Source organism: Bifidobacterium miconisargentati, from assembly GCF_019331675.1.
Classification (GTDB): domain Bacteria; phylum Actinomycetota; class Actinomycetes; order Actinomycetales; family Bifidobacteriaceae; genus Bifidobacterium; species Bifidobacterium miconisargentati.
The window spans coordinates 21,310-27,677 of sequence record NZ_JAHBBJ010000024.1; the positions used below are offsets into that span (position 1 = coordinate 21,310).

2 protein-coding genes and 1 pseudogene are annotated in these 6,368 nt (G+C 63.3%); all 3 read left to right on the forward strand.

The window, feature by feature from the left end; genetic code table 11:
- The first annotated feature begins 51 nt into the window (after nucleotides 1–51).
- The 3 genes and pseudogenes from KIH81_RS11355 (at nucleotide 52) to KIH81_RS11365 (ending at nucleotide 6,094) form a co-directional block, all read left to right on the forward strand.
- Nucleotides 52–819 (forward strand): nitroreductase family protein, encoded by a 768-nt coding sequence (locus tag KIH81_RS11355; RefSeq protein WP_214305423.1) that lies wholly within the window; start codon nucleotides 52–54, stop codon nucleotides 817–819.
- 179 nt (nucleotides 820–998) lie between these two features.
- Nucleotides 999–3,773, forward strand: a pseudogene (locus tag KIH81_RS11360) (YhgE/Pip family protein).
- The gene (locus KIH81_RS11365; RefSeq protein WP_214305424.1) at nucleotides 3,770–6,094 is read left to right on the forward strand and encodes a YhgE/Pip domain-containing protein; all 2,325 of its coding nucleotides are present in this window, start codon (nucleotides 3,770–3,772) and stop codon (nucleotides 6,092–6,094) included. Before KIH81_RS11360 ends, KIH81_RS11365 begins: the two are co-directional and overlap by 4 nt.
- Nucleotides 6,095–6,368: the final 274 nt, after the last annotated feature.

Here is a 6,368-nt window from a genome sequence, read left to right on the forward strand (position 1 = left end):
GCCAGATAACCGGCCTGCCGACTGGCCAGCGCGCGTGGAAGAATTGGCCGCATGGTTACCAATGCGACTATCGAAACCCTGCTCAACCGCCGCTCCATCCGCAAGTTCAAGGATGAGGCCATCGACGCCGACACCATCGCCACGCTGGAAACCGTGGCCCAGCGCGCCGCCTCCAGCCAGTTCCTCAACGACTGGTCCGCCATCCGCATCACCGACCCCGCTCTCAAGGCCAAGATCGCCGAGTACGGCACCCAGGCGTACATCGCCGATGCGCCGCTGCTGTACATGTTCATCATCGACGAGCACCGCAACGCCCGCATCGCCCAGTCCAAGGGCATCGACCCGTCCTCCGACGAGTTCGGCCTCAAGACCAGCTACCGCTTCACCCAAGCACAGAACGACGCCGTGCTGGCCCTGCACGCCATGGAGACGGCCGCGTTCTCGCTGGGCCTCGGCTGCGTGATCCTGGGCTCCCCGCTCAACAACATCAACGGACTCATCGACCTGCTCAACCTGCCGGAATACACGTACCCGGTGCTGGGCCTGGCCATCGGCAAGCCCGATCAGGAGCCCGCGCTGAAGCCCCGCATGCCGCGCGAGATGCAGTTCTTCGAGAACACGTACCCGGCCGACGCGGACGGCACGCTGGACGCGCTGCCCGCCTTCGACGTCGAGGTGCACCAGTACTACGACCTGCGTCAGGCCGACCGTCCAGTGGACGCCTTCAGCGACCAGATCGCCAAAATCAGCCGTCAGGACGTCTCCAACAAGACGCTGCTGGACAAAGCGGCCACCCAGGGCTTCACGCTCGACAAGTAACCGGCGCATCCACATCGTCCGCCCATCGAGGCCATAATTCGGACACGCCCTGACCATTTTCCCGGTATCCCGCCTCCGTACGCCGATCGTCGCGGAGGCGGTGGGGATAGACTGCATGTGGCTTACCGGTGGGCACGGCAAGGCCGGCACAAAGAACCGGCGGCGAAACGAGGGGTTGCATGCGGACGATCTGGCGTATTTTCCGGCGTGATTTCCTGCGCATCCTGCGCAATCCCGTGGCGGTGGTGGTCACGCTCGGCGTGGCCGTGATCCCCTCGCTGTACGCCTGGTTCAACATCCTGGCCAACTGGGACCCGTATTCGGCCACCGGCAACATCCAGGTCGCGGTGGCCAATGCGGACCGGGGCACCTCCAACGATCTGGTTGGCAGGCTCAACGCCGGCAAGCAGGTGGTCGCCCAGCTGAAGAAGAACCATCAGCTCGGCTGGCGGTTCGTGGACAACGAGGACCAGGCCGTGCACGGCGTGGAGACCGGCGAGTACTACGCGGCCATCGTATTGCCGAAGGATTTCAGCGAATCGCTGGTGAATTCGGTCACCGGCGCCACGGAACGCCCCAAGATCCGCTATTACGTCAACGAGAAGAAGAACGCCATCGCCCCGAAGATCACGGACACCGGCGCCTCCACCATCGACGAGCAGATCAACTCCACATTCGTGACCACCGTGGGCGATACCGTCGCCAAAGCCGTATCCAAGGCGGGCGGTGAACTAAACAAGGCCGCCGGATCCACCCAGCAGGACGCCATCGTCGATCTTGACACGGTGTTGGACACCATCGGCAGCGTCCAGACCGCGCTCACCGACCTCACCGATACGCTTGACCAGGCGGACGGCACCATCGCCGATGCCAAGAACACCACCGGCACCCTGAAACGGGCGATCGCGAGCGCCCGCAAGGCCGCCCAACAGTCCGGCACGCTGCTCACCGAAGCGCAGAACGGCTCACAGGCCTTCTCCACCACGCTCACGGGCGCGCTGGACTCGAGTTCAGCCAAACTCTCCGGACTTGCGGTGGACGTGAACACCGCCGCGGGCACGATCATCGGATCGTTCAACAACGCGCAGGATTCCGTGGACTCCATCACCAACGCCCTGAACGCGCCGCTGGACCGCACGCAGACCGCCATCGACAACGTGCGCGACGCGCTGCGGCAGGCGGGCGTCGACGAGAACACCTCCGACCCGCTGGGCCAGCGCATCTGGAACCAGCTCGACACGTTGGACGGGGTTATCGGCCGTCAACAGTCGCAGATCGACGACTTCCACAAGAACGCCACCCAGTTCATCGACTCCGGCAAGGACGCCACCGGCCATCTCTCCGGCGCGATGGGCACCGCGGCCACCGGCGGGCTTGCGGCGCTGAGCCAAGCCCGACAGTCGCTCACCGGCACCGTCATGCCGAACCTCAATGCCTCCCTCAACAGCTTCGCCGCGCTCAACGGCACCCTGGACGGCACCCTGGTCTCCCTGAACGGCACCATCGAGCAGGCCGACGGCCTGTTCGACCAGCTTTCCGACACGATCGGCCAGACCCGAACCACCATTTCCGGCACACAGCAGTCGATGGCGCAGCTCGCCGAGGACGTGCGCACCGTCCGCACCGACATCGGTGCGCTCGACAGTTCCGCCGCCTACCGCAAGATCATGGACACCCTGCACCTGGACGACGAGGAATTCGGCAAGTTCATAGGCACGCCGGTCAATCTGGTCACCAAGGTGGTCTACCCGACCGACAACTACGGTTCGGCCGTCACCCCGTTTTACACGAACCTCGCGCTGTGGGTGGGCGGGTTCGTGCTCATCGCCATCTACAAACTTGAGGTGGACCGCGAGAACCTGCGGCACGTCACCGCCGCCCAGGCGTATCTGGGCCGTTGGCTGCTACTGGTCACGGTCGGGTTCCTGCAGGCGATCATCGCCACGATCGGCGACCTGGTGCTCGGCATCCAATGCGAGCATCCGCTGCTGTTCGTGCTGGCTGGCGTGTTCTGCTCGTTCGTCTACATCAACATCATCTACGCGCTGGCCGTGGCGTTCCGGCATATCGGCAAGGCCGTGGCCGTGATCCTGGTCATCGTGCAGATCCCCGGTGCCTCCGGCCTGTACCCCATCGAAATGATGCCGGAGTTCTTCCGCGACCTGCATCCCTAGCTGCCGTTCACCTACGGCATCAACGCCATGCGCGGGCCGATCGCCGGCACCTACGCGAACCACTACTGGCTGGACATGATGCATCTGGCCTACTATCTGCCGGTGGCGCTGTTCGTCGGCCTTGTGGTACGCCGGTACGCCATGAACCTCAACGCCCTGTTCGACCGCCGTCTGGGAGACACGGACCTCATGATCACCGAACACAACAGCATGGTCAACGAGCAGGTGAGCCTGAACGCGGTGTTCCGCACGGTGTCCGACAGCAAGGAGCTGCGCGACATCATCACCCGCCGCGCGCACCGGTTCTTCGCACGGTATCCGATGATGATCGTCTCCGGCCTGGTCCTGCTGACGGTGCTGCCGTTCGTGTTCCTGATCCTGCTGTTCGTCATGAAGGCGAAGATCGCGATGCTCAGCGCGTGGATCCTGTCGATCATCATCATCGACGCCTATCTCATCGTCACCGAATATATGCGCGAAAGCTACGCGATGCAGCTGGGCGTGAGCGCGATGAGCGCCGACGAATTCCGCGACGTGATGCTCAACGGCTATGTCTGGCGTCGGTTCCGCGGCGCCGACGGCAAGCACGCGGCCGGGGCCGGGGCCGGGCATATGCCGGAGCATGCGGCCCGGTTCGGGGGTGATGCGGGAGACGATGCCGATCCGGACATCGGGGAGGCCACGCGGCGATTCATGGCTATTCCGCCGAATGGCGATGGTGACGGCGGTAGTGACGGCAAAGGCGGCACGGGCAGCACGGGCAGGGGAGGCGCGCGATGAAGCTCATCTGGAAGCTGTTCGTCCGTGATCTGCGCCAGGCCACGCGCAACGTGATCGCGGTCGTGGTGGCCGTGGGCCTGGTCATCGTACCGTCCCTGTACGCCTGGTACAACATCGCGGCAAGCTGGGACCCGTACGGCAATACGAAGGCCCTCAAGGTGGCCGTGGCGAACACGGACAAGGGGTACAAGTCCGATCTCATCCCGTTGCCCATCAACGTGGGCGAGACCGTGACGAACACGCTCAGGGCCAACCATGACCTCGACTGGCAGTTCGTGGACCGCGACAAGGCCATCGACGGCGTGTATTCCGGCGAATACTATGCCGCGCTGGTGATTCCCAAGAGCTTCAGCGCGGACATGATGACGCTGTTCACCCCGAAGATCAAGCACGCGAAGCTCGAATACTATCTCAACGAGAAAATCAACCCGATCGCCCCGCATATCACGGACGAGGGCGCCAGCACCGTGGCCACCACCATCGACCAGACCTTCGTGAAAACGTTGTCCAGCGTGGCCCTGAACCTCGCCTCGAATGTGGCCAAGTATGCGCAGAGCCCCGAAATGGAGCAGTACGTCAGCAATGCCACCAGCCATCTGACGGCCATGTCCTCGAAGCTCACCGGGGCCGCATCGCAGATCGATGCCTATTCCGGCCTGTTGGGCGCCGCGGACGGCATCATCGATTCGACCGACAAGCTGCTCGGCTCCACCGGTTCGGCCGCCGCGGACGCGAAAAAGGCCATGAAACAGGCGAAATCAGGCGCCACAAGCCTCGGCAACGCACTGTCCGGCGCCACGGCCGGCGTGAGTGCGGCTCTGAAACAGGCCGACGCTGCGTATACCTCGATTGACAAACAGATCGATGAGGCATTCAAGGACATCGACTCGCAATCCTCACAGGTGGCGGACACGCTCACCGGCATGCAGTCGAAAGTGCAGGCCCAGGCCGACAAGTTCGGCGACTATGCGGCGGCTTTGCAATCGTTGGCGGAGCAGAGCCACCTGCAGGCGGTGAAGAACGCCCTGGCCAAGGCCGCGGCCCAGGCCACACAGACCCAGCAGAAGCTGCAATCCGCGGCCGACGCGCTCGGCGAGGCCGCGCAGAAAATCACGGACGACACCGCGGACGCGAACGCCACCCGGCAGAAGCTCAAGAACGAAATCGACGAGGCGCGCAAGTCCATCAGTGAGGCCTCCGATACGTACGAGCACACGCTCAAGCCGCAGCTGGACAAGCTCGCCTCCTCGATGGACGACGTGGCGAACCAGACGAACGCCGTCATCGACGGCTTGACGTCCACGGTGAAGAGCGTCTCCGGACTTTCAGGCGGTCTGTCCGGCAGCATCACCGGCATCCGCACGTCATTGGGTGAGGCCTCGGGCGCGCTGAATCGCTCCGCCAAGAAACTCGACGATTTGGCGGACAAGTTCTCGTCGTTGGCCAAAAGCGGCGGCACGGACCTGTCCAGCGTCATCTCGGCTGATCCGGACACCATCGCCTCGATGCTGTCCGCGCCCGTGGCGGTCGACCGCATTCCCCTGTATCCAATTGCGAACTACGGCTCGGCCATGGCACCGTTCTATACGATTTTGGCCATCTGGGTGGGTGCGATCATCCTGGTGGCCATGCTCAAAGTCTCCATTTCCGACCATGAGAAGGCCAAGATTTTGGGGCTTGGTAACGAATTGCCGCTGGGTACCGAGGTGGGATTGCGCGAAGCCGTAATCGCCGGCCGTGTGGCGGGGCCTGGTGCAGCGTTGGACGTGCTCAAGAAGCCGCGCCCGGAATCCCCCGGCAACGCCCGACAGTTCGGGCTTCGTCTGCATCACGAGTATTTCGGTCGATACATGATCTTCGGCTTCCTGGCGCTCCTGCAGGGCACCTTGGTGTGCCTCGGAGACATGTTCTATCTCGGCGTGCAGTGCGAGCATCCGGTGCAGTTCCTGATGGTTGGATGGCTGGCTGCCTTGGTGTTCTCGAACATCGTGTACACGCTGACCGTGTCGTTCGGTGATATCGGCAAGGCCATCGCCGTGGTGCTGCTGGTGATGCAGGTGGCCGGCTCGGGCGGCACCTTCCCGGTGGAGACGCTGCCGCCGTTCTTCCAGGCGGTATCCAAGTGGCTGCTGTTCCCGTATGCAGTGGACGCGATGCATTCGTCGATGGCCGGCTCCTTCGGCATGGAATACTGGGTGTCCATGGGCAAGCTGGCCCTGTTCCTGGTGCCGTCTCTGCTGCTCGGCCTGATGCTGCGCAAGCCCGTGATTCGTTTCAATGACTGGGTGATTCGCAACCTCGAAAGCACCAAGGTGATGTAGCATTCTCGGTTTTCCCGAGAGATGTCTTATTCTTGGCTCCCCTTGTCGGGAATCGCCGTGGAGCAAACGGCGGAGCCGTTGGCTCTGTTAAACCAAGATCGACATGAATTCCACCGGACTACCCCTCAGTCGGCTCTGCCGACAGCTCGTCCTGCAATTACGGACGAACTCCGTTCGCGTTCCGCCGGCTCGACTGTCGTCTCGCACATCGCCTGCGAACGGCACCGCCGTTTGCTCCACGGCGATGTCCCGGCAAGGGGAGCCAAGAATAAGG

Excerpts from the sequence above, each read along its gene's own strand:
- KIH81_RS11355 (WP_214305423.1), top strand. The coding sequence starts at position 52 with ATGGTTACCAATGCGACTATCGAAACCCTGCTCAACCGCCGCTCCATC.
- KIH81_RS11365 (WP_214305424.1), top strand. The coding sequence starts at position 3,770 with ATGAAGCTCATCTGGAAGCTGTTCGTCCGTGATCTGCGCCAGGCCACG.